The organism is Pseudomonas fluorescens, assembly GCF_000968015.1.
Lineage (GTDB): Bacteria > Pseudomonadota > Gammaproteobacteria > Pseudomonadales > Pseudomonadaceae > Aquipseudomonas > Aquipseudomonas fluorescens_W.
On record NZ_LACH01000079.1, the window covers coordinates 1 to 646 of the forward strand.

A 646-nucleotide genomic window follows, 5' to 3' on the forward strand; every position below is an offset into this window, starting at 1 on the left:
CGAATCCAGTAGCCCATCAGCACCGGCACCAGAGTTACCGACAGTCCGGCCGCCGCCGCCATGGCATAGGTCTTGGTGAAGGCGAGGGGGCCAAACAGGCGGCCCTCTTGCGCTTCCAGGGTGAACACTGGAATGAACGACAGGGTGATGATCAACAGGCAGAAGAACAGCGCCGGCCCCACCTCGGCCGCCGCTTCGGTCATCACATGCCAGTGATGTTCGCCCTTCAGCTCTTCCCCCGGGTGGGCCGCGTGCCAGGCCTCGACCTTCTTATGAGCGTTCTCGATCATCACCACGGCGGCATCGACCATGGCGCCGATGGCGATGGCAATCCCACCCAAGGACATGATGTTGGCGTTGATTCCCTGGTAGCGCATGACGATGAAGGCAATCAACACTCCCACCGGCAGCGAGATAATGGCCACCAGGGATGAGCGCAGGTGCCAGAGAAATATCCCGCACACTAAAGCGACAACGATGAACTCTTCGATCAGTTTGTGGCTGAGGTTTTCCACGGCGCGGTCGATCAGCTTGCTGCGGTCGTAGGTGGTGACGATTTCCACCCCGGCCGGCAGACTGCTTTTCAAGTCGTCGAGTTTGGCCTTGACCGCCGCGATGGTTTCTCGGGCGTTCTTGCCGCTGCGCA

At 60.5% G+C, this 646-nt stretch carries 1 protein-coding gene; it reads right to left on the reverse strand.

The annotated features are described in order from the left end of the window. Nucleotides 1–646 (reverse strand): efflux RND transporter permease subunit (locus VD17_RS32815; RefSeq protein ID WP_046056873.1); only part of this gene is annotated, 646 nt, incomplete at both ends.